Annotated in this window: 22 protein-coding genes; 9 read left to right on the top strand and 13 right to left on the bottom strand. The window is 57.6% G+C overall.

Annotated elements, in window-relative coordinates:
* The first annotated feature begins 189 nt into the window (after window positions 1-189).
* The 3 genes from HY282_00625 to HY282_00615 are packed head-to-tail and all read left to right on the top strand — an operon-like array spanning window position 190 to window position 3,253.
* Window positions 190-891, top strand: a complete 702-nt coding sequence (locus HY282_00625) for a tetratricopeptide repeat protein (GenBank protein ID MBI3802251.1) — start codon at window positions 190-192, stop codon at window positions 889-891.
* Window positions 892-917: 26 nt separating this feature from the next.
* A complete protein-coding gene (locus HY282_00620) occupies window positions 918-1,790 on the top strand; it encodes a mechanosensitive ion channel (GenBank protein MBI3802250.1) in 873 nt (290 codons plus the stop codon).
* The gene (locus HY282_00615) at window positions 1,787-3,253 is read left to right on the top strand and encodes a glycerol kinase (protein ID MBI3802249.1); all 1,467 of its coding nucleotides are present in this window, start codon (window positions 1,787-1,789) and stop codon (window positions 3,251-3,253) included. The genes HY282_00620 and HY282_00615 overlap by 4 nt, the downstream gene beginning before the upstream one ends.
* 37 nt (window positions 3,254-3,290) lie before the next feature.
* Here HY282_00615 and HY282_00610 read toward each other — a convergent pair whose 3' ends face one another.
* Window positions 3,291-4,490, bottom strand: coding sequence for a hypothetical protein (locus tag HY282_00610; protein ID MBI3802248.1), 1,200 nt, complete (start codon window positions 4,488-4,490; stop codon window positions 3,291-3,293).
* Window positions 4,491-4,677: 187 nt separating this feature from the next.
* On the opposite strand from HY282_00610, the gene HY282_00605 reads away from it, so the two are divergent.
* A complete protein-coding gene (locus tag HY282_00605; GenBank protein MBI3802247.1) occupies window positions 4,678-5,322 on the top strand; it encodes an SUMF1/EgtB/PvdO family nonheme iron enzyme in 645 nt (214 codons plus the stop codon).
* Window positions 5,310-6,044: a molybdopterin-dependent oxidoreductase gene (locus tag HY282_00600; GenBank protein MBI3802246.1), complete on the top strand. Its 735-nt coding sequence runs from the start codon at window positions 5,310-5,312 to the stop codon at window positions 6,042-6,044. The genes HY282_00605 and HY282_00600 overlap by 13 nt, the downstream gene beginning before the upstream one ends.
* A gap of 139 nt (window positions 6,045-6,183) precedes the next feature.
* Here HY282_00600 and HY282_00595 read toward each other — a convergent pair whose 3' ends face one another.
* Window positions 6,184-6,411: a hypothetical protein gene (locus HY282_00595; protein MBI3802245.1), complete on the bottom strand. Its 228-nt coding sequence runs from the start codon at window positions 6,409-6,411 to the stop codon at window positions 6,184-6,186.
* Window positions 6,412-6,694: 283 nt separating this feature from the next.
* On the opposite strand from HY282_00595, the gene HY282_00590 reads away from it, so the two are divergent.
* Window positions 6,695-7,540 carry a PAS domain-containing protein gene (locus HY282_00590; GenBank protein ID MBI3802244.1) on the top strand — a complete coding sequence of 282 codons (846 nt, stop codon included), beginning with the start codon at window positions 6,695-6,697 and terminating at the stop codon, window positions 7,538-7,540.
* 319 nt (window positions 7,541-7,859) lie between these two features.
* Here HY282_00590 and HY282_00585 read toward each other — a convergent pair whose 3' ends face one another.
* From HY282_00585 to HY282_00575, 3 genes are all read right to left on the bottom strand, one after another.
* On the bottom strand, window positions 7,860-9,740 hold the full coding sequence (locus HY282_00585) for a universal stress protein (GenBank protein ID MBI3802243.1): 1,881 nt from the start codon (window positions 9,738-9,740) through the stop codon (window positions 7,860-7,862).
* 66 nt (window positions 9,741-9,806) lie between these two features.
* The gene (locus HY282_00580) at window positions 9,807-10,655 is read right to left on the bottom strand and encodes an ABC transporter permease subunit (GenBank protein ID MBI3802242.1); all 849 of its coding nucleotides are present in this window, start codon (window positions 10,653-10,655) and stop codon (window positions 9,807-9,809) included.
* The gene (locus tag HY282_00575; protein ID MBI3802241.1) at window positions 10,652-11,668 is read right to left on the bottom strand and encodes a substrate-binding domain-containing protein; all 1,017 of its coding nucleotides are present in this window, start codon (window positions 11,666-11,668) and stop codon (window positions 10,652-10,654) included. The genes HY282_00580 and HY282_00575 overlap by 4 nt, the downstream gene beginning before the upstream one ends.
* A gap of 339 nt (window positions 11,669-12,007) precedes the next feature.
* On the opposite strand from HY282_00575, the gene HY282_00570 reads away from it, so the two are divergent.
* Both HY282_00570 and msrA read left to right on the top strand, forming a co-directional pair.
* Entirely contained in the window at window positions 12,008-12,736 is a 729-nt protein-coding gene (locus HY282_00570) for a hypothetical protein (protein MBI3802240.1), read from the top strand.
* 97 nt (window positions 12,737-12,833) lie between these two features.
* Window positions 12,834-13,394, top strand: a complete 561-nt coding sequence (msrA, locus tag HY282_00565; GenBank protein ID MBI3802239.1) for a peptide-methionine (S)-S-oxide reductase MsrA — start codon at window positions 12,834-12,836, stop codon at window positions 13,392-13,394.
* A 3-nt stretch (window positions 13,395-13,397) separates the two neighbouring features.
* Here msrA and HY282_00560 read toward each other — a convergent pair whose 3' ends face one another.
* From HY282_00560 to HY282_00525, 8 genes are all read right to left on the bottom strand, one after another.
* On the bottom strand, window positions 13,398-13,820 hold the full coding sequence (locus HY282_00560) for an arsenate reductase ArsC (GenBank protein ID MBI3802238.1): 423 nt from the start codon (window positions 13,818-13,820) through the stop codon (window positions 13,398-13,400).
* 1 nt (window position 13,821) lies between these two features.
* Window positions 13,822-14,505 (bottom strand): aquaporin, encoded by a 684-nt coding sequence (locus HY282_00555; GenBank protein ID MBI3802237.1) that lies wholly within the window; start codon window positions 14,503-14,505, stop codon window positions 13,822-13,824.
* A complete protein-coding gene (locus tag HY282_00550) occupies window positions 14,493-14,894 on the bottom strand; it encodes a VOC family protein (protein MBI3802236.1) in 402 nt (133 codons plus the stop codon). The genes HY282_00555 and HY282_00550 overlap by 13 nt, the downstream gene beginning before the upstream one ends.
* 15 nt (window positions 14,895-14,909) lie before the next feature.
* On the bottom strand, window positions 14,910-15,323 hold the full coding sequence (locus HY282_00545; protein MBI3802235.1) for a MerR family DNA-binding protein: 414 nt from the start codon (window positions 15,321-15,323) through the stop codon (window positions 14,910-14,912).
* Between the two features lie 133 nt (window positions 15,324-15,456).
* Window positions 15,457-16,878: a DUF4340 domain-containing protein gene (locus HY282_00540; protein MBI3802234.1), complete on the bottom strand. Its 1,422-nt coding sequence runs from the start codon at window positions 16,876-16,878 to the stop codon at window positions 15,457-15,459.
* Complete coding sequence (locus tag HY282_00535) at window positions 16,875-18,425, bottom strand: GldG family protein (protein MBI3802233.1); 1,551 nt, start codon at window positions 18,423-18,425, stop codon at window positions 16,875-16,877. The genes HY282_00540 and HY282_00535 overlap by 4 nt, the downstream gene beginning before the upstream one ends.
* A gap of 105 nt (window positions 18,426-18,530) precedes the next feature.
* Window positions 18,531-19,301 (bottom strand): ABC transporter permease subunit, encoded by a 771-nt coding sequence (locus HY282_00530; GenBank protein MBI3802232.1) that lies wholly within the window; start codon window positions 19,299-19,301, stop codon window positions 18,531-18,533.
* Window positions 19,298-20,281 (bottom strand): ATP-binding cassette domain-containing protein, encoded by a 984-nt coding sequence (locus tag HY282_00525; GenBank protein MBI3802231.1) that lies wholly within the window; start codon window positions 20,279-20,281, stop codon window positions 19,298-19,300. Before HY282_00525 ends, HY282_00530 begins: the two co-directional genes overlap by 4 nt.
* Window positions 20,282-20,771: 490 nt before the next feature.
* On the opposite strand from HY282_00525, the gene HY282_00520 reads away from it, so the two are divergent.
* Complete coding sequence (locus tag HY282_00520; GenBank protein ID MBI3802230.1) at window positions 20,772-22,988, top strand: PAS domain-containing protein; 2,217 nt, start codon at window positions 20,772-20,774, stop codon at window positions 22,986-22,988.
* Window positions 22,989-23,025: the final 37 nt, after the last annotated feature.

Genomic DNA, 23,025 nt, shown 5'->3' with positions numbered 1-23,025 from the left:
TTGATGATCGGGTCGAGTTTTCATTGGAGTTCACTTTAGGGGCCGATCTGATTCGGGATGCGACGGGCCGCCCTTTCGGTCTCACGCCGTGTCGGCGTTCTGGATGCAATCAGGCGAGCCGCCTCTTTGACAAACCGCTTTTTATTGAATAGTATTAGGGACATCGTCTAATTTGGAGTCGGCCGGGTCATGCTCTCCCGTTTTTTTATTTTTTATATTATTACCCTTCTGACCGGCAGCCCGCTGCTCGCCATCCTGGTGATCGTCGGCCTTTATTTTGCCCTCGATTATCAGTTCACCGGTTTTTTTCGGCGGGGGGTGGAGATCTTCCGGCTCGAATCGGAAATCTCCGGGCTCAAACGGGAGATCGCGCTCAACCCCCACAATGTCGCTTCGTTGAGCGACCTCGGCCGCCTTCTGGTGATGCGGGGGAAGGGACGACAGGGGCTTCCTTATCTGGAGCGGGCTTATGAGCGTCTCTCCGATTCGGAAGAGACCACCTACTATTTGGGGCTCGCTTCGATCGCTTCAGGCGATGAGCCCCGGGGCGAGGCGCTGATTCTGAAGGCGCTGCAGAAGAATCCGAAGTTCCGCTACGGCGAGCCGGCGCTGCGGCTGGCCGAATATTATGCCGCCCGGGGACGGAACAACGAGGCGCAAGATTATTTCGACCGTTTCTTCTCGATCCACTCTTCCAGTCCCGAGGGATATTATAAGTTCGGCCTCTTCCAGCTCCAGATCGGCAATGTCTCCCGCGCCGTGGAGAGCTTCCGGAAGGCGATTGAGGTCTTCAAGCTCTCGCCGTCGTTCAAACGGAGACAAGACCGCCTCTGGGCTTACAAAGCGCGCTTCCATCTTGGAAAGACACGACTCGCCTCGGGGGCGCGGTGACGAGCGACCAGACACTGCGCTATTCGATGCGTGAGCTCTCGGAGATCCTCCACACCCCGCTCTTTCACGTTCAGAAGACCCCGGTCACCCTGATCTCTTTTCTCGGGACAACCCTCTTCATCCTCTCCGCCTACCTCTTCTCCCGGTTCCTGCAACGAACCCTTCGCAAACGGATCTTCCCCCGCTTCAAGATCGCCGAAGGGCTTCAATATACTTTCATCCGCCTGACGCACTACTTCCTGATGTTCGTCGGCCTCGTGCTGGGGCTGCAGTTCATCGGGCTCGACCTGTCGAGCTTCGCGTTCATCGCCGGGCTGCTCAGCGTCGGGATCGGGTTCGGCCTTCAGAACATCGCCTCCAACTTCGTCGCCGGGATCATCCTTCTCTTCGAGCGGCCGATCAAGATCGGCGACCGGATCTCGGTCGGCGACATCACCGGCGACGTTTATCAGATCAAGATCCGCTCGACGACGATCCTCACCCCCGACAACATCGCCATCATCGTTCCGAACTCCGACTTCGTCGCCAGCCGGGTGATCAACTGGTCGTACGAAGACCCGCGCGTCCGGCTTCATTTGATCGTCGGCGTCGCCTATCGTTCGGACGTGACGCGGGTCACCTCGCTTCTCCTCCAGGCGGCGCGGGTCAATCGGCAGGTCCTCCAACATCCGGAGCCGGAGGTCACCTTTCATGCCTTCGGCGACTCGGCCCTTCAATTTCAGCTCTCTTTTTGGGTTGAGGAGCCGAAGAGCGGCCCCCGCTCTTTAAGCGACCTCCGTTATCAGATCCACCGACTCTTTCAGGAAAACGGAATCGAGATGCCTTTCCCACAGCGGGAAATCCACGTGAAGGGCCTGGCCCCCGGAGACGGCGCCCGATCAGAGCCGGGCTCCAAATGAGGAAAGCCCCCGCGCGTTGGGCGATCGCCGCGCTCGACCAGGGAAGCAGCCGTACCCGCGCCGCCCTCTTCGACCCTCACGGAAAGATCCTCGCCCGCGCCGACGCGCCGATCCAAACCTTCTCACCCCGGCCCGGCTGGATCGAGCATGATCCGACCGAGATTTGGAAGACGACTCAGCGTGTTCTCCGAAAAATCGTCCGCGAAGCAATCCGTCTGAAGAGCCCCCCGATCGCCCTCGGGATTGCAAACCAGCGGTCCACGTTCCTCTGCTGGGACCGCCAAAGCGGCGCGCCCCTCTCTCCCGCGATCAGCTGGCAAGACCGACGCGCCGGCGACCGGCTCGCCGACTTCGCCCGCCCCGACTTTATCAAAAAGACCGGCCTTCCGCTGACCCCCTACTACGCCGCCACCAAGCTCGCCGCGGTGTTGCGGCAGATGAAAAAAGAGCGGCGGTCGATCAAAAATCTCGTCTGTGGAACCGTCAATACTTTTTTAATCTGGCATCTCACCGGAGGCGCCGTCCATCGGACCGATCCGACCAACGCCGCGCGGATGCTGCTTTATAATTTGGATGAGGGCGATTGGGACGACGATCTTCTTTACCACTTCCGCATCCCGCGGGAGATTCTCCCGGAGGTTGCCCCGACGCAATCGGATTTTGGGGAGGCGGTGATGGATGGCGTGCGCCTTCCGATCACCTGCAGCATCGGCGATCAGCAGGCCTCGCTTGCGGGATTGGGTGGGCTGACACGCGGGGCGGCAAACGTCAACTACGGCACCGGCGGTTTCTTTCTGGTCAACACCGGCACCCGCCGCGCGACGGTGCCGGGGCTTCTCTCCAGCGTCGCCTGGTCGAGCGAGAAGGAGACAACCTATCTCGTGGAAGGGACCGTCAACGGGATCGGCCCGCTCTTCACCTGGCTTCGCACGCTGGGGCTGATTCGATCGGAAAAAGAAATCGACGCCGCCTGCGCCAAATCGCGCGAGCGGATCTTTTTCCTCCCGGCCTTAATCGGCCTGGGCGCGCCGCATTGGGACAACACGGTTCAGACCACCCTCTTCGGCTTGACCGGCGCCTGCCGCAAGGAAGACCTGGTTCGCGGCGCGGTCGAAGGGATCGCCTTTTTGATGACCGACATTTTCACCCTCATCCAAAAAGACAAATCGATTCCGATTCGGAAGATCATCGCCAGTGGCGGCGGCTCTCAGATCAAGCGTTTGCTTCAGATGCAGGCCGACCTTTTTGGAAAACCGATTACGGTTACCAATGATCCTGACTCAACCATTCGGGGTGCCGCGCTTCTGACGGACAAAGCCCGTGACGGGGTCAATCAAAAATACTTTCAAGTCGCTCTCATCAAAGAAACCTTTTTTCCTCAAATCAAAGGGACCAAACGAGAGGCGCTTTGCCGGCGCTGGAATCAGATGTTGACGCAGGCTCAGGCCCTCTATCGGATTTAATTTTAGAGCGATCTATTTTTCTGGAGGGAGATACTATTTACATTCTGTTTATTTTGATAAAATGTTTTAAACGACTTCGCATAAACTCCAAAAAACTATAAAGCGCCGGCGCCGGGTCTCGCCAGGAAAAAACATGGCAGACCTTTTTGTCTAGAAGGGACCGGACCCACCGCCCCATCGTCCACTCTCCGACCCGCCGATACTCCATCATCGACTTTAGATCTTCCTTCATATTCCACCAATGCAGCCCCACCCGATGGGGATTTTGGATTTTCCAAGACTGTCCTATGGAGTCTGCACAGGCGAGCGCGGGGATGTTGACGCCGCTGCGGGAAGCCAAATAGTTCCACAGACTGCAGCGGGGATTGATCTCCAGAATTTTGATCGCACCGTTCCTCGGATCCCGCTTCAAATTCATCGCCGCGATCCCTTTGTACCCGATGCGGCGCAACGCCGCTAAAGCGACCGTTTCGATCTCTTTGTCGATCACGCCGACCGTGTAACAGCCCATGCCGAAATGGATCGGACTGGTCCGAAGCTTCCGTCCGACGAAACAGGCGAGCACCTCCGAATGCTCATTGAGATACGCATGGACGTCATAAAGCTGCTCGTCGCGCCCTTCTACAAACTCCTGCACGATCATCTCCGGCGAAATCGGATGGAGCTGCTCATAAAGCGCAACCAGCGCCGCCGGATCGTTAAAGCGGATGGCTTTTTTGTAGCGGCCCTTGAACAGCCGATTCACGATCGCATCGTTTTTCCAGATATCTTGATGGGCCGGCTTGAGGATACAGGGATAGGCGATCCGATCGGCGATCTCTTTCAGATCTTCCACCGTCGCGGGAAGAAAGGTGCGGGGGACCGGCAGGGGGTGTCTTTCGGCCAAGAGGGAAAAGCGCCGCTTATCGACGAGATCTTCAATGAGCGCTTCATCGGGGAGGAGAAAGCGGTAAAACTCCGAGAGGTCTTTCCGATGCCGGGAGAAGGCGAGAATCGGCTTGTCGTTGTCGGTCAAAAGGACCGGTTTCTCCTTAAATTTTCGCCCTACTTGGAGCAGCTTCTCGACAAACGCCGGCGACGCATAGGAGGGGAAAACCATGGCCTCATCGACATAGCGGGAGGCATAAGCCGCCCGGTACGCATCGGTTCCGGCTGCGATCACCTTTATCCCGGCCTCGCCGAGGCTCCGGACCAGACCGATTTCTCCGAAAACAAGCGCTGTAGAGATGCCTCCCATGTTTGCCCCTCCCTTTTGATTTCCTCCCTAGAGCGGACACGCCAGCTAACATTCTGTATACCTTATTAATAATGGCCGTTGCAATCACTTTTTATTCCGAAACAGTAGCAAACCGTTCAAACCATGGAAGGGGCAGAACTTATAAATTTGGATCAAAAATGATATGATCAGGCGCGGAGATCGGTTGATGAAGAGATCCCTTTTCGTTTTTATTTTCGGTTTTTTGCTCCTTCTCCCGACGCACGGTCTTCATGCCGAGGAGATGATCCAAATCCCGGCCGGCCCTTTTCTTTTCGGAGAGGGCGCTGCGTCCGGCGGAACCGATCGCGAGAGGGCGATCGATGCCTTCTTTATCGACCGGGTCGAAGTGAGCAATCGGGATTTTCAAAAACGCTTCCCGGCGCACACCTATCCGAGCGGGGCCGACGACCATCCGGTGAGCTCCGTCAGCTGGGAGGAGGCAACTGCGTATTGTCGACAATTAGAGAAACGCCTTCCGACCGAAGCGGAGTGGGAAAAGGCGGCCAGCGGGACCGACGGGCGGATCTATCCCTGGGGGAACACGCCGCTCCGGACGGCGGCGCATCCGTCGATCTCCGGCATGATCAAAAGGAAGGTCGGGTTCAATTACAAAGACCGCTCTCCATACGGCGTGTTGGAGATGGCCTCCTCGGTTTGGGAGTGGACGGCGGGAGAGGAAGGTGGAAAGAAGGTGGCGCACGGCGGGCTCTGGAACCTTCACCTCGACTATGAATACAGCAAGGTATTCGATCGGATCATCATTGATCCGGAAAACCGTTATATCTTTTTGGGATTCCGATGCGCGCGCTGAGGCCGTTTGGCCGAAGAGCTTTTCTCAAGAAGGCCCTGCTCGGCACGGCCGGCTTTGTACTCTCGCTCGTCACCTCACGCGGACGGGCCGAGGCGATCACCTTCTGGAGCAACTCCGACTATGTCGGCAAAACCCGCGAGGGGGAGTATAAAGACTTCTATATCCAGTATTATAAATCGTTCAAGCGGATCGACGGGGCGGCGTGGCGGCTGAAGGTCGGCGGGCGCTGCGAAGCGCCCCAGACGCTCACCCTTGGAGAAGTCAAAGCGTTACCGGGAACATCGCAGGTCTCGCGGATCAAATGTGTGGAGTGCTGGTCGAACAAAGCCGAATGGAGCGGGTTTCATCTGTCGGAGCTGGAAAAGCTCGCTCACCCCGGGCCCGAAGCGGTCGGCATTCTCTTCCGCTGCGGCGACGGCTACACCGAATACCTCTCGCGCGCAGAGCTTCTTCAGGAGCGGGTCCTCCTCGTCCACACCATGAACGGCCGGCCGCTCTCCGACGAGCACGGCTTTCCACTCCGGCTCATCATCCCTTTTAAATACGGCTACAAAAGCGCCAAGGCGATCCTCGGGATGGAATATGTCGACACCCCGAAGAAAGGGACCTGGAGCGAGATCGGACCGTATTCGGTCGACGGGACCATTCTCCCCGGCGAGGATCATCCCTTAGACCGCGGGAAGGTGAAGCGAAGAATCGATGGCGGAGAAATTTTCGATTAGCAGATGAAGCGTGCACCACGGCACAAGAAGCAGCCGGAGGTGGGGTCGAGGAGCGCGGCAAGTGGAATCCGATGTCTGGAGGAGATCAAGCCGCTGAGAGGCTGGCTTGATCTCCAAAGACGCTTTTGAATTTTCATTTTTATTGAACTGCCTCGGTTTGTTGGTTCACCTTCTCGATCAGGTTGATTCGAATCCCCTCAGGCCCGGCATCGAGCGCGCGCCATTCAGGATTGGCCTGACCCGAAATACGATGCTCTTCCGCGGGCCGGGGCGGTGCCACCGCCGTCAACATCCAGGCCCAGAGAAAATTGACAAAAGCCAAAACAATCATAATTGGAAAGGCATAATGTAAAAACTGCTCATTCATTCTCTCTTTCTCCTTATTTATTGGTTTTTAATGCTCTCTTCATGAGAGGGCGGAGTTCTTCGCCACGACTATAATACCATCCCTTCGCCGTTTCGGTATTCAACCGGCGTAAATTTTTCGTTAAATCTTCTGCTTCAACTTCATCGATTCAACCCTCAAATTATTCCCATAATGGTTCTTTCGTTGCGTTATTCAGCGCGCGCGCTCTATAAAAGTGAGTATGACCCCCGGCGATAGAAATAAAGCAAACAAGAAAAAGACGCCACGGCGCACGGCCAGGCCTTTGAAAAAACCTCCAAAAGATCGGTCTGACTCCACCACTCCGTTGGAGAAGGAGCGCCGCGCGTGTACGCAAGCGGAGCAGGCCGAGCAACGCTATCGCGACATCGTCGAGGGGTTGGACAGCACGATGGTCTGGGAGATGGGGGCGGAGAGCTTCCAATTTACCTTCGTCAGTCGACGAGCGGAGCTCTTGCTCGGCTATCCGCTCCAGGAGTGGTACACCGATCCAAAATTTTGGCAAGACAAGCTCCATCCGGAAGACTGCCAACGGGTCCTCGGCCTATTTGAAAACGCCCTGGAAGAGGGAACCGACCAGCGGTGTGACCATCGGATGATCGCGGCGGACGGCCGGACCGTCTGGTTTCATACCGGCATCCGCCCCATCCGTGAAATAGGGGGAACGGCGATGTTCCGCGGCCTCTCGGTCGACATGACCGCGCAAAGGGAGGCGGCCGAAGCGATTAAGCGATCTCAAGAGCGATATCACGCCCTGGTCAATTCGATTGAAGGAATCGTTTGGGAAGCGGAAGCCGAGACATTCCGCTTCCGCTTCGTCAGTAAGCAGGCGGAGCGGCTCTTGGGCTACCCGGTCGACCTCTGGCTGGACGATCCCAATTTTTGGAAAGATCATATTTTCCCCGACGATTTGGAAAACGCAATCTCCCAGTGGGAAAAGGGGGTCTCTGAAAAAACAGGGGTTGATTTGGAATATCGAATGATCGCGGCCGACGGACGGACGACCTGGATTCGAAATCTCGCCAGCCTCTTGGAGGAAGGGGATCAGCCCGTTTGCCTGCGGGGATTAATGGTCGATATCTCGGAGCGGGTCCGGGTGGAGAGGTGCTGAAGCAGAAAACAGAGGAGGCCGAAGCGGCAAGCCGCGTCAAATCCGAATTTCTGTCGATGGCCTCCCACGAAATCAGAACGCCGCTCAATGCGATCATCGGCTACGCCTCACTTTTGAAGGGGGGAAAGATCGCCGCTGTCTCTTTGAAGGCGCACCGCGCGCGCTTCCACGGTCGAACCATTGAGGAGGCAATATCATGGAGGCGAGCCCGACTTCAAAGAATTGCTCGCATTGTTCAACACATCATGTTGATTACCTCATTGTTGACGCGTATGCACTTGCTTATCATGGCGTTCCACTTTAAGGCGGTCCTGTTCACTTACATCGGCGGGCGAATGTGGAGAATCAATACCGGACGGTCGACCTGTGACAGCACCTGGTTGGTGATGCTGTTGGTCATGAAGGCTTCGCGGAGGTTGCCGACGCGGGTGCCGAGGATCAACAGATCATGGTTCCCCTCCACCGCCTCATGTAAAATCATGCCGACAATTTCTCCCTCCCCCATCTTCATCTCCACCGGCAGGCCGAGGCTCTGCAGAATTCGCATGACATCCTGAAGATAACGGGTCACATCTTTCTCATCTTTCCCTTCGTTGTCGGAATGAACATGAAAGAGGGTAACGGCGGCGCCGGTGCTCCGAGCGATCCTCCCGATGAACCGGACATCCGACTTGCGAACCCGCTCCCCGGCGATACAGATCAGGATCTTTTTGATCTCCTGAAAAGGGGTCGGCGTGATCAGCGCCGGGGTTGGTGAATTGACCGAGACCCGCGCGGCGGTCGATCCGAGAAATCGGCTTGGCGCGTGGCGGCCGCGCGTTCCCAGAATAACCAAGTCGTAGCGGTTCTGCTCCGTCTCGTTGAGAATCTCCTCGGCGGGATGCCCCCGACGGTAGGCGGTCGTCACCTCCTGCAGCTCCTTCTGGACCCGCTGATTGGCCTGGGTCAGCCCCTCCCGCGCCTTCGTCTCCTCGAGAAAACGCTCCGCCACCCCGACAATCGTCAATGCCCCTTGCGTTTTCTTCGCCAAATAGACGGCGAAGTGCAGCGCATACTCGCCATGCTCCGACCCATCGATCGCCACCAAAATACGCAGCCCTTGATAAGGGAGAATGTGAAAAGCGCGGACCCCCACGACCACCTTCTCCCCCGGTTGGTTGGGACAGCCGCTCTGGCTCTGGCCCAGGCCCATCTGGACAAACAGCGAGGTCGGGTCGTTGTCGCCGAAGCCGCCGGTGATGGAGCGGACGATTCCCGGAACGTGCACCGTCATTCGATAATGGGCGCCGACAAAGAGACACTCGCGGACCTCCCCCTCTCCCAAAAAGGAGCCCCGAATCTCGTCCCGCTGGGTCGCCAATTCGAACTCTTCCGGCCGGATCAACACCTGGACCCGCTCCCCTTTGTCGGGAGGGGCCATCCCCTCCGGCAGGGGGAGAAAGGCCGATCCAATTTGGATATTCCGCTCCTGCATCACACCTGTGAAAAAATTCGAGGCGCCGAGAAATTGGGCGACATATTCCGATTTGGGACGCTTGTAGACCTCGGTCGGGGCGCCGAGGGCGAGGAGCTTTCCACGGTCCATGATCCCGATCCGATCGCCAAGCTCGAACGCGTCGGTCTGATCGTGCGTCACCAGCACCGTTGTCACGCCGAGCTGCCGCTGGATCTGCTTGAAGCTTTGTCGAAGCTGTACCCTCGTTTTCAGATCGAGCGCACCGAACGGCTCGTCTAACAACAGCACCTGGGGCTCATAGGCGAGCGCCCGTGCCACCGCCACCCGCTGCTGCTGGCCTCCGGAGAGCTGCGAGGGGAAACGGCCGCCGAAACCGGGCAGCCCGATCAGATCGAGCAGGTGCCGGATCTTCTCGTCGCGGCTTTTCTTGGGGATCCGCCGCAAGCGAAGCCCGAAGCCGATATTCTCGGCGATCGTCATGTGGCGGAAGAGGGAATAATTTTGAAAGACGAAGCCGACGTTCCGCTCCTGCGGGGTCATATCATTGACCATTGTCCCCTGCAGGAAGATCTCCCCGCGATCGGGGTGGACCAGCCCTGCGATCATTCTCAGCAGCGTCGTCTTGCCGCTGCCGCTGGCGCCGAGCAGGACAAAGAGCTCGCCGGGAAAGATCTCCAGCGTGACATTTTCGACGATTGTCTGCTCCCCATATTTTTTGAGGATATCTTTAAGGGTGATCGACATCGCTTCCCTTCGCGCTTCCCTTCGATTGATAAAACGGTTCGACCCTCAAGCCGCGGACCGGAGGCTTCATCCATTCTCCTCCGACGCCTCCACCTCCGTCACCCGGAGGAGGATAAAAAAGATCACGAACGAGAAAATCGCGAGGACCGCCGCCACCGCGTTGGCCGCTTCGATATTTCCCGCCTCGAATTGGGAAAAGATATAGAGCGGCGCCGTCTGGGTCCGAAGCCGCAGATTTCCGGAGACCATCACCGTCGCCCCGAACTCCCCCAGCGAGTGGGCGAAGGTCAAAAGGGTGCCGGTAAAAAGCGCCCCCTTTAAGGAAGGGAGGATTACATACCAGAAGGTCTTCAACCGGCCTGCCCCCATTGTGTAAGCGGCCTCTTCGTAAGTCACCTCCAGCTCATCCAACACCGGCTTCACCGCCCCGAGCATGTAGGGAAAGGTGACAAAGACATGCGCCATTAAGATGCCGGCGATCGCAAACATCGGCCGGAAGCCCAACGGATCGAGGTAGCGCCCGACGATGCCGATCGGTCCCCAGAGAAGGAGCAGCGACGTTCCGACCACGACGGTCGGGATCGCAACCGGAAGATTGATTAAAATCCCGAGCGGCCGCTTCGCCGGGAAGCGATAGTTGGCAAAGATATAAGCGGTCAGTGTCCCCAAGACCGAGTTCACCAAACTCGTCACCAAGGCGGTGAAGAGACTCAGTCGAAGGGCGAACTGCGCCCCCTCGCCGGAGAGGGCGTGAATGAACCGGCCGAGCCCGTCGCGGGTGGCGAAGAGGAAAATAGCGCCGATCGGCATGATCAACAGCGGAAACAAGACGAAAAAGAGCGCCGAGATAATCAGCCCGCGCCAGGGGAAACGGACACGAACGCGAGCCCCGCGCGAGGTATCGGCATCGATCATCGGTGTACCTCCTCCAGAATCTCTTTCCGCCAAAGCCCCTCGACAATCTCGGAATAAGCCCGATTCCATCCCCCCAGATCGGCAACGGTAAAGGGGGACGCCACTCTGGAAAAATAGTGGTTCTCCTCATTCAGCCGATCGTCGGTGACCGAGCGGAAACCGTATTTCACGAAAATCCGCTGCGCCTCCTCGGTCCAGAGAAAATCGAGAAACGCCCGAATCAGACGCCCTTTCGCCGGGGTCACGTTTCGGTCGATGACCACCGCCGGGTGCTCGCTGTAGATCGTCCGCTCCGGCACCGCCAGCCCATATTTGAATCGGCCCCGCAAGAGATCTTTGACCGCCTCTTGTTCATAGGTAATCAAGACATCGCCGAACCCCATTTCGAATTGGGTCCGGGCCGCCCGGGCCGACGCGCCGAGGACGATGACATTTTTCCAGAGATCGACCATCCCATCGTGCGCCGAGGTGCGGTCTCCCCCCGCAGGGAGGGCAAACGCGCCATATTCCGCCAACAGCGCCCAGAGCGCCCCGCCCGACGTCTGCGGATCGGGGTGGACGATCCCGATCCCCGGGCGCCGGAGGTCGTCGAAACTTTGCAGCCCCTTTGGATTTCCCGGCCGGACAATCAGAACAATCGGGGTCCGATTGACGATCCCTTGGTGGGGCTCGGCGGTCCAATCGCTCCGGATCAACCCCGCTTCTTTCAGCCGGTAGGCATCCAGGGTGTGAGCGAAGATGGCCACGTCGGCCGGCGCGCCGAACCGGATCTGGTTCATCACCGTTCCCGAGCCTGAGAAGGAGGTGTAGAAGCGGATCGGCTCTCCGGTCTCTTGCTTCCACTTTGCCTGGAAAGCCGGAAGGATACCTGACGACATCACCTCTTCCAAAATGCTGAATCCATAGAGGACGAGGGTCTGAGACCCCCCTCCCACTTCGGACATAAAAACGGGCGCGGTGTAGAGCACCATCAAGACAAGCGCGCCGATCAGAATGGCTTTAGAAGGGGTCAAAAATCATTCTCCTGAGTGACATGACTTCCCGATGAGGCCGGGGTTGGAGGGGACAAGGAGCTGCGTTTCGATCGATTGCAGGGAACATCGATAGGGGCGGCCGCTTGAACGCTGTGAGATCCTAAGCTCATTATACAAAGAGTGGCTAAATCACCGCAAGATGGAAGAAGAGACCCCCTTGCTTCGCCTGAAAGGGGGTTGACAAAAAGAGCGGCGATAAAGGAAGGTGGAACGGAGGGTTCGTTTTGAAATCGATTGACTCTGCTTGAAATTTCGAATATACAAAGACCGGACCGGGGAAACATTTGTCTTTCCCAGGACCGACCGAGGCTCCTTATCATGACCGATGAGTCAAAAGAAAAAGGATTTTGGTATACGCTCCCCGGCATTCTCACCGCCGCCGCCGGGGTCCTGACCGCGACGGCCGGCCTGGTGGCCGCCCTGAACCAAGCCGGTTTTCTCGAGCGGACCGAGAAACCGACTCCTCAGACGGCGCTCGAAACCGCCAAACCGGCGGCGCCCCCCTCGGAAAACCCTCCGGCCCCCTCCTTGAAACAGGGTGGGGATCTGCAGGCCGGCGCCGGGTCCGCCTCCTCTCAAACCAATCGATCAAAAAAAGAACTCCCCGCCGCGGAGAAAACGAATCTGCTGGCGCCTCAGAATGGGGGAAAGCTGGTGGCGGCGGCCGGTGAGTCATGGCGCGCGACCGCCGATGGCGACGAAACAAGCTATTGTTTCTGCAACATCAAAGAAGAGGCGGTCTATGGATTCAAGGACAACCACGCAGCCCTTTTCGATCAGTTCGGCATCTACATCAGCAAGACCGATCCCGGCAATGTAAAGGAGTTCGAGCTGCTGAGCGGAAACGACTCCCCCACCGGCACATTTAAATCGATCGGAAAATTTCAGACGCAGAACCTCAAGCTCTTCGAGCATCCTTACCAAGAATTTCACTTTCCGGAGGTGAAAGCGAAGTACCTCAAGCTCCGCCTCTTGTCCACCTGGGGCTCCAATGATCGGATCTATCTTTTGGAGGTCGCGCTCCTCGGACGGCTGGAGGGATCCTAAAGCGACGCGGCCGTCCCTTTTCTGCCACCCCCTGGAAAAGGCGCTCTCCCTCTGGCAAGATAAGGGAGAGACCACGCTTAAATGAAAGGAATGCGCGATGGCTACGAATCAGGGCGATACACCCGGAAGAGAAAACGCCACCCTCGGCGGCGGCTGCTTCTGGTGTCTTGAAGCGGTTTTTGCCGATTTGAAGGGGGTCGAAAAAGTGGTGTCGGGTTACACCGGCGGAGCGATCGACCACCCGACCTATCGCCAGGTCTGCAGCGGCACGACGGGACATGCCGAGGTGGTTCAGGTGACGTTCGATCCGAAGACGATCTCTTTCCGTGAGCTCCTCGAGATCTACTTTACGATCCACGACCCGACGACGTTAAACCGCCAGGGGGCCGATGAGGGGACGCAGTACCGCTCCGCCGTTTTTTATGAGACCCCCGAGCAAAAAGCGACGGCCGAGCAGGTGATCAAAGAACTCACCGCGAAGGGGATTTGGAGCGCGCCGATCGTCACCGAGGTGACGCCGCTTGAGAAACTCTACCCTGCGGAAGAGTATCACCAAGAGTATTACAAGAACAACGCCGACCAGCCCTACTGCCGGGTGGTGATCGAGCCGAAGGTGGCGAAGGTCCGCAAACAGTATCTGGAGAAGCTGAAAAAATAGCAGTCACCCATCGGCGTTTTTTGCAAAGGCCATCAACCGCTCCTTAATCCGGTCGCGGGCCGTCCGAAAGGCCTGTCGTGCTGCTTCTTCCGTCTCTCCGATGGAAACCGGGTCCGGAATCGGCCAATGAAGCCGTTGGGCCTTCTGAGACGGAACGACCGGACAGATCTCTTCGGCACAGAGGGTGATGACATAATCAAGCGCAGCGAGGAAGGCCGGCGGAAGCGCATCGATTGACTTCGGACGATGCGCAGAAAGGTCGATCCCAACCTCCTTCATGACCTCGATCGCATCGGGTTGAACCTTTTCACCCGGCTGCGAGCCGGCGCTCCGAATCTCGGCCCGCACTCTAAAGATTTCTTTCGCGAGCCCTTCCGCCATCTGACTCCGCGCCGAGTTACCGACGCAGAGAAAGAGGATCTTCATCTCAGCAACACCCCTTCGCATTTTTAGATTCGGGATAGCAGCGCACCCACTCATAGGTCAGTGCTGCGGCGGTGGTTCCAACCGCCGGCCCGACGATATAAATCCAGAGCACGTCCAATCGATGCTCGAATAGAGCGGGAGCCAGCGACCGGGCGGGATTCATCGAGGCGCCGGTCAGCGGCCCGCCCACATAGGCGCACACTGTGACGATGCCTCCGATCGCAACACCCGCCATCGTTCCCTCCGATCGAGAATCGGTCGCCACCGCGATGATGACGAACATCAGAAAAAAAGAGAGGACCCACTCCATCCCCAATGACGGAAGCGTCCCGAGCCGGGGCACGGTCGCGCCATAAAGGGCTCCAACCGGCAGGAGTGCGTCCAGCAGGGAAGAGGCGAGAACCGCTCCGACGATCTGCGCCAACCAGTAGGCCGGCACCTCGGCGATCGGAAAATGCCTTGCGACCGAGAAAGCGAGGGTGACCGCCGGATTAAAATGGGCCCCGCTGATATGGCCGACCGCGTAGATCATGCAGGCGACGACCAGCCCGAAGACGACCGGAACCGCGGAAGGGAGAAGCGCGCCCGGCATTCGCTCAATCACCATCAGACTCCCGCAGCCGGCGAAGACCAAGGCAAACGTTCCGATCAATTCGGCGAGCGCTTTCCGACCTAGCTGCAACAGGCGGCCTGCTCCATTTTCTCGGTGACGGGAAGTTGCTCATGGACATAAAAGACCTCCCATTCGTTGCCGTCGGGATCGGTAAACCAAACCTTGTCCTGGCGGGCGAAACAACACTTCGTGTCGCTCTCGACGAGCCTCACTAACCCTTTTTCAGTGAGCTCTTTCTGCCATTTCATCACGTCATCGGGCGAACTTACCTCAATCCCAAAATGAGAAACCCGGCTGATCGCCCCTTCTCCCGACTGCATGGAAAAATTCAGCGGCGGATCATTCAAATCAAACTTCGCATAGCTTGACGTCTGTTTTTGCGGCTTCATACCAAAGACCTTCTCATAAAAAAGGACCGAATCCGGGACATTCTTAACGTTTATGGACAGATGAATACGCATTGCGTTCTCCTCCTTTTATTCGCACTTCCAGCCCGGCTCAAAGCAGTTCAAAATCTCGCAATGAGCGATCGCCTTCTTCCCTTCACCACAGGCGACGGAAAGGCGCTCAAGAGACTTTTTCATTTTCTTCAGGTCGCGGATCTTCTCCTCCACCTCCTTCATCTTGGCCTCGGTTTGATCTTTTATATCCGCACACGTCGATCGTGGATCGGCGTTCAATTCGAGAAGGACTTTAATCTCCTTGAGCGTAAATCCGAGATCTTGCGCCCGCTTGATGAAGCGGATCCGCTGCGCATCCGCCTCGGAGTATTTTCTAAATCCCTCTTTAACGGCAGGTTGCTTGATGAGTCCCCGTCGTTCATAGAAGCGGACCGTCTCGACGCCGACACCCGATAACCGAGCTAATTTTCCGATCGTGAACGGCTCCATAAGAAAGAGAGTACACCCTGTACCTAGGTACGGAGTCAAGAAAAATTTCGAGAGGGTCGCCACAAAAAACGGGAAGGGTTGGTTGAGATTGCAGGGAAGGCGAAAATTATTTAAAGAAGGTTCGATTCTGTCGTCAGCCGGGCGGCTGATTTTTTTCCTGTTTCGGCGCGGGTGCGGCGGCAGGTGGCGGGGGCGCCGCTTCGGCGGCTTTGATCGATTCGGCCGCCTGCCGAAGCCGCTCGGTGTCTTCTTTGTTGACCAAGAACGGACCCGGCTGGTTATAGCTCTGAGCGTACAGCGCGCTTCCCTCGGCGCGGCCGAGGGCAACCTCGCCCAACAGCTTTCCTTCTTTCCCCTTGAGCTGAATTGACCATTCCGGATCGGTTAAACCGACCTTCGCCGCGGTCGGCGGCGGCGCGTCGATAAAACGGGCGACCCGAAGGTCGGCCAGCTCGGAGAGGAGTCCATTGACCTTCTCCGGATCGGACACCTTCTTCGCCGGGGTCCCTTGGATCGACCAGCTCCCCTCTTTTTTCTCCAGCAGCAATGCCCCGCCTTTTTTCCGGATAGAGATCTGCTCGACCGACACCGGGCCGGAGAGATCGACGACCCGTTTGTCCCGGTAGGTCGCCGCCGGCTCCTCGATCGCCTTTAAGGTTTGCGCAGAAAACTTGTAGATCGGAGCAAACGGGGTCGTCACCGCATAAACCGTCTCAGGCTCGGAGGAAAGTCTGTAAAAGCGGGCCTCCCGCTCCACCTCGGCGACCCCAAGTCGAACCTTCAAGATCGGCGGGCCGAATGCTTTCATCCGTTCCGCTTTTCGATCATCGATGAACTCCTCACCGCGAAGACTGGAGAGGCTGCCGAGGAGATTCGAGACCTCGGTCGGATCGGCCTTGGTCTGGATCGGCTTCTTGATCTGCCAGCCCTCCCCTTCTCGGGCGATTTCGATCTGCTGGCGGGGCGATTCAATCTGCACCCGCTTTACGTCGGTTGAGGCGAAGTGGAGGACCTCCTGCTGCCGCCAGCCCCGGAGATCTTTGTTCAGCGACTTCTTAATCGCGGCGGGGACCAGATAGACCGGGGTGCCCGCTCCCTTTCGGACGTAGACTTCGCTCCCGGTGAGGTTCTCGCTTCCGACCTCGAGGATCTCGGTGTCGACCCGGTTCAACGTGACGATGACGGAGTAAACCGGGGGGTCGAGGCCGAACTCCTTCAGCGCCTCCGGCTTTTCCTCGACCACCCGGCCGGCTTCGAGCCGTTCGAGCTGCGAGGCGAGCATCGAGGCGGCGGCATCGTTTGCGATCGTTTCGACCGGACGGGTGATACGCCATGGATCTTCGGGATGGTCGGGGTCATGAAGAAACTCGATCGTCTCGCCGTTGGCATTCTTAATGGTCAGGTTGGTGATGGACGCCGGGGTAAAAGAATAGAGGCGCTTTTGTTGGATCTCCGCCTCCTGTTTTTTCCGGTCGCTGGGGATCTCGATGTAGTAGAGATAGCCGCCCAGGATCAGAAGGAGGAGAGAGAGGACGATGGTGGCCTTAAACCTCACAGCCGGCGCCTCCTCCGCCACACCGTCAGGCCGATCGAAAAAATCACCAAAGGAACGATTAATACGGAGCTGTAGAAATTAAACCGATGCTGCTGGTTGCTCAGCAGCAGGGTGCCGTTCTGCGCCTCTTGCGAGCGGATGGAGACGAGGTCCCCCTCCTCCGCGAGCCAGCTGACGACGTTCTGAAACAGATCGCCGTTGCCGGCCGATCGGACGACGCCGTTGGTGGCGAAGTCGGCATCTCCGATGACGACGAGCCGCATCTTCTTCGGATCGGGCTTTCCGGCCTCCGCGGCGGCGGGGGCCGGCTCGTCTTTATAGCGGATCACCCCCCCGAAGATGATCGGGCCCGGCTTGTCGCGGCTCGGATCGATGTTCAGATCCCCCTCGACCCTTTTCGTCAGCCAGGTTCCCGGCGCCGATTTCAAGAGCGGCTCAAAGCGGAGGGTCCCCTCTGTAGCGGGATCGAAATTGACCGAGCGGGAGAGGGGGAAAAAGGTGCCGAGGTTAAATCGGTCGGTCACCGGGTGCGGCGGATAGCTGCCGGGGTTGACGATCGGAACGACCGCGCTCAAGCTCGATCCGGGATCGAGGATCAGGTCATTCTCCAGCTTCACCCCCCACTTGGCAAGGAGCGGCTCCAGATCGGTTTTCACCAGCGGGTCGACCAGGGCAAAGAGCCGGCCGCCGCGCGCGAGATACTCATCGAGCGCTTTCTTCTCCTCTTCGATGAACGGACGCTGCGGCCCGCCGATCACGACGACCGCGGCATCGTCCGGAACCTTCTTCTCGGAGAGCAGGAGGAGTTTTTTGACGGCGAAGCCCTCTTTCTCCAACGAATCTTTCAAGAAAGAAAAGCCGTTCCGCTCCAAATCGTCGAGGCTGTGCTCGCCGTGCCCTTCGACGAAATAGAAGCTCTTCTTCGACGCGCGGCTGATCCGAATGAGCGCCCCCGTCACCTCCTGCTCGGAGACGGTCCGGAGCGTCGCCTTCTGCCCCCCCGACTCCAGGACGATCGTGTCGTATTCGGTAATCCCATACTGCTTGGCGACCGTCGGCTTCTTGTCGGGATCGACGATCTCAAATTTGATCTTGTCGGTCTCATACCGGTAATTTTCAAAGAGGTCTTTCGCCTGCCCCTTGACATTGCTCCGCTCCGGGAAAAAGCCGATTACCTTCACCTCATTCTTGAGGTTCTTGAGGACGCTGACCGTCTGAGGGGAGATGGAGAAGGCGCCGCTTCCGGAGAGGTCGTACCGGAGCGGATGCCGCGCCAGGATAAAGTTGATAATAGACAGGATGGCGATGAAGATCGCAATCATGAGAAAACTGTTCACCCCGAATTTGGTCGACCGACGGGTTGAGATGTCTTTCACCATTTCGAAGTGGGTGACCAAAAAGAGGGTAAGGAGAAGCAGCGCCGTCCCCTCGAGCGCCGTGGTTACCCAGAGCGGTGCTCCCCAGATCAGATAATGAAAGAGACCGGCCAGTCCGCAACCCACCCCCGCCACACCGGAAAGAATGCTGAACGTCTGTTTCAAACGCATTTTAAAACCTCAATAGAAGCGATCCGCTCTCTGCCGTCCGGGGTCAGCTTAAACCCTTTTAAGATTTGCTGAACGCTGCGTACGGACGGCGGATCGCCATTTATCTCACTTCCATCGCTGCGATTCGACCACACGATGGGTGAGGAACAGCCCCAAGACCGTCAGGGAGATAAAATAGGTCAGGTCGCGCGTGTTGATCAACCCTTTTACGAAGTTGGCAAGGTGTTCGATCAGGGAGAGATAGCTGAACAGCTCTCCGACCGGGGAGTCGGCCGCCGTCTGCGCGGTCAGGCCGATTAACCAGAAGCCGATCAAAATCCCAAATGAAATCACGGCAGCGACGATCTGATTCTCCGTCAATGAGGAGGCAAAGAGCCCCATCGAGAGAAAAACCCCTCCCATTAACAACAGCCCCAGGTAGCTCGCGGCGAGCGGCTTCCAGGCGACATGGGTAAAGCTGGTCATCATCACCGGCAGGTGCATCGTTAAGAGCAACAGCAGCGCATAAACCACCCAGGCGGCTAAAAATTTCCCGAGGACGATCTCGGTGATCGTCAGCGGCGAGGTCATCAACAGCTCCGAGGTCCGCCCCTTCTTCTCCTCCGCGAAAAGCCGCATCGTCAGCAACGGCATGATCAACAACAGAATAATGCTCATGCTGAAGAAGATCGGCTGAAAGAGCGCCTCATGAAGATTGAATTGCGGGAGATTTCCCTGCGAGCGCATGATCTGCATCGAGATGCTCGAAACGGCGAAGACCTGGCTCTGGAAGAGGTAGTCGGTAATAATCAGAAAAACCGTCGCCAACACATAGGCGATCGGCGAGATGAAATAGAGCTTCAGCTCCTTTTCGGCGAGGATCCAAATATTTCTCATAGAACCACCCCTTCCGTCGGCGCCGGTGCGGCCACTGCTTCGACCCCCTTCTCTTCGGTCGTCAACTGGAGGAAGACCTCTTCGAGGCTGACGGTCAACGGCTTCATTTCAAGCAGGCCCCATCCGCTCTCCACCACCCGCCGCGCCAGCTCCTCGCGGACATCGCGGCCGAGCTCCACCTCCACGATAAACGCCCCCTCACCGTCGCTCGCCGGCTGCGGAAGAAGATGATGAACCCCGGCGATCGACAAAATCTGCTCCGGATTGACCGACTCGCCGCGGCGAACCCGCACCGAGATCTTCTCCGACTTGCGCACCTGCGCCGAAAGGCGCTCTTGGGAGTCGACGGCGACGATCCGTCCGCGGTTGATGATGACCACCTTCTGGCAAACGGCGGTCGCTTCGGGGAGGATGTGGGTGGAGAGAACAATCGTATGCTCGCCGCCGAGGTTCTTGATCAGCTCGCGTATTTCGATGATCTGCTTCGGATCGAGTCCGACGGTCGGCTCATCGAGAATCAAGACGTCCGGGTTGTGGATCATCGCCTGCGCCAGGCCGACCCGCTGCCGGTAGCCGCGGGAGAGGTTCCCGATCAGCCGATTCGCCACATCGCCGATGTTGCACTTCTCCAGCGCCGACGCCAGCGCCGCTTTCACCCGGACGGTCGGCACCCCTTTTATTTTTGCAACAAAGCGCAGATATTCCGATACCGTCAGCTCCGGATAGACCGGCGGATTTTCCGGAAGGTAGCCGATCCGCCGCTTCACCTCCATCGGCGACTCGAAAATATCAAAACCGGCCACCCGGGCCGTTCCGCTCGTCGCCGGCATAAAACAGGTGAGAATCCGCATGGTCGTCGTCTTCCCGGCGCCGTTCGGCCCCAAAAAAGCGAGGATCTCCCCTTTGGGGACGCTGAAGCTGACGTCATCGATTGCAACAACCTCTCCGTATCGCTTCCCTAAATGCATGACCTCGATCATATTGCCATAAACCCTTTCATTGACCTTTGCGTAAACCAGCAACCGTGTAAGTTATAACAATCGATTTTCAGTGTCAAGGGGCCGGGCTGAGGGAAGAATTTCTTTACCTCGGCGGAGGTCGGTTTGGACATCCGGAGGCGCTCGGTTCGGGAGCGGGGTTCCCACCCCACACGGCTCCCTTTGGTGTCAGGGTGCGGTCCACCGGCCTGGCAAGGGTCGGTTTTCATCGTAATACGTGTGTAATACGTGCGTAATACGTGATTGATATCAATCCCGAGATTTGATACCTTTAAAAGACTGCCGCCAGCGCCTGGGATCCCTTCCGGATACCCTCTGCCGTGGAAGCGAATCAGAGCGTTCCTCCCCGGAGCACCATCTATTTTTCTGATTGTTAGGGAGTGCTCAGGTCTCGGCCGGCACGGACAAGACCTTGGACTTCGGTTCGAAACTGCCAAGATAAGACGTCGGGATCGGATTAGAATAACGTAGAATGCTGCGCTTTCAAGATCGATCGATCAAATCGAAGCTGATGTTGCTGACGTTGTTGACCAGCAGCATCGTATTGATCTTGGCCGGCGCCGCGTCGATCACCTACCATCTCGTCAAAGTCCGTGAAAACCTCACCTACAATCTCTCCACCCTGGCCGCGGTCCTCGGCACCAACAGCACCGCCGCGCTGACATTTAACGATCCCAAAGCGGGAGAAGAGACCTTATCAGCATTGGCGGCCTACCCCCACGTGATCGCGGCGGCCATTTATACGAAAGACAGTCAGCTCTTTTCGACCTATGTGGCGGATCCGGTCACCGAGTTTAAACCACCTCCGCTCGAAGCGGACGGCGCCCGCTTTGATCGAAACTCACTCACCCTCTTTCGCTCCATTTTTCTCGGCAATGAAAAAATCGGCACCGTCTACATCCAGTCGGACCTGACCGATGTCTACTCGGCGCTGAAGCAATCGATCGCCGTCACCACCCTCCTCATTGTCGCCGCCTCCCTGGTGGCGCTCCTCCTCGCCTCTCGCTTTCAACGGGTGATCTCCCAGCCGATTTTTCATCTGGTCCGGACGGCGAAAGCGATTTCGGAGGAGAGAGACTATACCATTCGCGCAACAAAGCAGGGCCAAGACGAGCTGGGCCTCCTGGTGCAGGGGTTCAACGAGATGCTCGATGAGATCCAAAGCCGCGATGCGGCGCTGCGGGCAAGCGAGCTGCGGTTTCGGACCCTGACGAGCCATGCGCCGGTCGGCATTTTTCAGACCGATACGCAGGGCCACTGCCTCTTCGTCAACGAGCGCTGGTGCGAGATGGCGGGGATGAGGCCGGAGGAAGCTCAAGGAACCGGCTGGGCCCGCGCCCTCCACCCGGAGGATCGGGAGCGGGTCTTTCGTGAATGGTACGATGCGGCAAAAGAAGGAAAAGAGTTTGCCTCCGAATACCGCTTCCAGACCCCTTACGGTAAAGTGACCTGGATCTATGGCGGAGCGATTCCCCTGCGGAATGAGACCGGAGCGCCGGTCGGGTACATCGGCACCCTCACCGATATCACCGAACGAAAAGAGGGGGAAGAAAAATTAAAAGAGTCGGAAAATCGGTTTCGTCAGCTCGCCGAAAATATCCATCAGGTCTTTTGGATGTCCGATCCACACAAATCAGAAATGCTCTACATCAGTCCCGCTTATGAAAAAATCTGGGGCCGGAGTTGCGAGAGCCTCTATCAGGAGCCGAAATCGTTTGTCGAAGCGGTCCACCCTGAAGACCGGGAGGGGGTGATCGCTAATTTGGAAAGGCAGGCTCGGGGAGAAGGGAGCGATATCGTCTATCGCGTCATCCGTCCGGACCGGTCGGTTCGCTGGATTCGAGACCGCAGTTTTCCGATTAAAAACAAAGCGGGCGAGGTCTACCGGACCGCCGGGATCGCGGAAGATATCACCCAGCAGCGGGAAGCGGAAGAAGAGCTGAAGAAAAAAACGATCCAGGCGCTCGAGGCGAATCGGATCAAATCGGAGTTCGTTTCAAACGTCTCCCACGAGCTTCGCACCCCGCTGAATGCCATTATCGGATATAACGAGCTGCTGCTGGATGACATCTACGGCACGCCCCCCGAAAGCTATAAAGAGCCGCTGCAGGGGATCCAGAGAAACGCCCATGACCTTTTAAATCTGGTCAATGATGTCCTCGACCTCTCCCGGATCGAATCGGGAAAGATGACCGTCCGCCTCGGCCCCATCGACCTTCCGCTGCTGATGGAGGGGATCTTGTCCGGCATGCAACCGCTGTTCGAGAAAAAATCGCTTTTTGTGCAATTTAACAAGCCTGCGGTCTTTCCAACCATCCAATCCGACCCTGAAAAAATAAAACAGGTGGTCGTGAACTTCCTATCGAACGCGGTCAAGTTTTCCAAGCAAGGCGGGATCGTCCTTTCAACAAAGGATCTGCCGGAGAAGAACGGGGTCGAATTTTCAATTCAAGACACCGGCATCGGGATCAAGCCGGAAAACCTTTCCAAAATCTTCGAGGCATTTCATCAAGTCGATGCCAGCGCCACCCGGGAATTCGGGGGGGTCGGGCTCGGTCTGGCAATCGTGAAAGAACTGGTGCAGCTGCTCCAAGGAGAGATCCGGGTCGAGAGTGAATACGAAAAGGGATCGACCTTTACCGTCTTTCTGCCGTATCGATTTGAACGACGCAAAGAGAGCGTCGGATAAGAGACGCCCCGGAGTCGACACAGCGCCTCTCTTACCG

The organism is Candidatus Manganitrophaceae bacterium (assembly GCA_016200325.1).
Taxonomy (GTDB): Bacteria; Nitrospirota; Nitrospiria; order SBBL01; family Manganitrophaceae; genus Manganitrophus.
Note: the sequence above shows the minus strand (reverse complement) of the source record. Positions and strands in the feature narration are given on the sequence as shown.

Excerpts from the sequence above, each read along its gene's own strand:
- HY282_00600 (MBI3802246.1), top strand. The coding sequence starts at position 5,310 with ATGCGCGCGCTGAGGCCGTTTGGCCGAAGAGCTTTTCTCAAGAAGGCC.
- HY282_00595 (MBI3802245.1), bottom strand. The coding sequence starts at position 6,411 with ATGAATGAGCAGTTTTTACATTATGCCTTTCCAATTATGATTGTTTTG.
- HY282_00530 (MBI3802232.1), bottom strand. The coding sequence starts at position 19,301 with ATGAGAAATATTTGGATCCTCGCCGAAAAGGAGCTGAAGCTCTATTTC.
- HY282_00570 (MBI3802240.1), top strand. The coding sequence starts at position 12,008 with ATGACCGATGAGTCAAAAGAAAAAGGATTTTGGTATACGCTCCCCGGC.
- msrA (MBI3802239.1), top strand. The coding sequence starts at position 12,834 with ATGGCTACGAATCAGGGCGATACACCCGGAAGAGAAAACGCCACCCTC.
- HY282_00525 (MBI3802231.1), bottom strand. The coding sequence starts at position 20,281 with ATGATCGAGGTCATGCATTTAGGGAAGCGATACGGAGAGGTTGTTGCA.
- HY282_00520 (MBI3802230.1), top strand. The coding sequence starts at position 20,772 with ATGCTGCGCTTTCAAGATCGATCGATCAAATCGAAGCTGATGTTGCTG.
- HY282_00610 (MBI3802248.1), bottom strand. The coding sequence starts at position 4,490 with ATGGGAGGCATCTCTACAGCGCTTGTTTTCGGAGAAATCGGTCTGGTC.
- HY282_00615 (MBI3802249.1), top strand. The coding sequence starts at position 1,787 with ATGAGGAAAGCCCCCGCGCGTTGGGCGATCGCCGCGCTCGACCAGGGA.
- HY282_00625 (MBI3802251.1), top strand. The coding sequence starts at position 190 with ATGCTCTCCCGTTTTTTTATTTTTTATATTATTACCCTTCTGACCGGC.
- HY282_00550 (MBI3802236.1), bottom strand. The coding sequence starts at position 14,894 with ATGCGTATTCATCTGTCCATAAACGTTAAGAATGTCCCGGATTCGGTC.
- HY282_00545 (MBI3802235.1), bottom strand. The coding sequence starts at position 15,323 with ATGGAGCCGTTCACGATCGGAAAATTAGCTCGGTTATCGGGTGTCGGC.
- HY282_00535 (MBI3802233.1), bottom strand. The coding sequence starts at position 18,425 with ATGCGTTTGAAACAGACGTTCAGCATTCTTTCCGGTGTGGCGGGGGTG.
- HY282_00620 (MBI3802250.1), top strand. The coding sequence starts at position 918 with ATGCGTGAGCTCTCGGAGATCCTCCACACCCCGCTCTTTCACGTTCAG.
- HY282_00585 (MBI3802243.1), bottom strand. The coding sequence starts at position 9,740 with ATGTCGATCACCCTTAAAGATATCCTCAAAAAATATGGGGAGCAGACA.
- HY282_00560 (MBI3802238.1), bottom strand. The coding sequence starts at position 13,820 with ATGAAGATCCTCTTTCTCTGCGTCGGTAACTCGGCGCGGAGTCAGATG.
- HY282_00605 (MBI3802247.1), top strand. The coding sequence starts at position 4,678 with ATGAAGAGATCCCTTTTCGTTTTTATTTTCGGTTTTTTGCTCCTTCTC.
- HY282_00580 (MBI3802242.1), bottom strand. The coding sequence starts at position 10,655 with ATGATCGATGCCGATACCTCGCGCGGGGCTCGCGTTCGTGTCCGTTTC.